The sequence below is a fragment of the Gluconobacter sp. P1D12_c genome (genome assembly GCF_018812105.1).
GTDB lineage: Bacteria > Pseudomonadota > Alphaproteobacteria > Acetobacterales > Acetobacteraceae > Gluconobacter > Gluconobacter oxydans_A.
This window is the reverse complement of the sequence record NZ_JACSIQ010000247.1, coordinates 1-551: the sequence shown is the minus strand read 5'-3', so window position 1 is coordinate 551 and position 551 is coordinate 1. Positions and strand designations below refer to the sequence as shown.

The 551-nt window shown below is 46.6% G+C and carries 1 protein-coding gene; it reads right to left on the bottom strand.

The annotated features are described in order from the left end of the window. Window positions 1–551: hypothetical protein (locus KP705_RS16575; RefSeq protein ID WP_215765046.1), on the bottom strand; the 551-nt coding region annotated here is incomplete at both ends.

Sequence of the window (551 nt, the reverse complement as noted above, 5' to 3'; positions counted from 1 at the left end):
CCTGTTGCCAAGCTCCCACGAACCACGCAACGCAAACAGATTACGCCCCGTTAGAGCATCGCATCCAATTTTTTGGAGTTTTTCGATAACCTGCTGATGGTGTCGCTTAGAGACAACTTCAATGAGTTCGAGAGCCTTTTTGCCGAGTTCAGTGTCAGGCGTCTGCGTATAATTCTGGACCATAAGACAGGGTTCAGAGACGTTATAGAAAGCATGATGCGGGAGCATCAGCCCAACAATCTTATTCTCCATCTGCTCGAATTTTATTTCATCACCAACGATGACACGACCATCAAGAGAAGGCTCAACACAGAGAGCCATAGCAATATCGGGCCCGAACATATCCAATGATTTAGGGACACCTATCGTGGCTTCGCCTTCATCACGCTTCGTGAAAAGCTCAGCATCATTGATGACACGCTTCTTCATCATCTTCAGAGATCCATCAGACTGATCTCGAACGATGCGAAGCCTCTCATCATTAAGAGACCCCTTGAACTCCTTAAACGATCCGTACCTCTGTATCAGTCGCGTATTGAGTGTCTCATTAT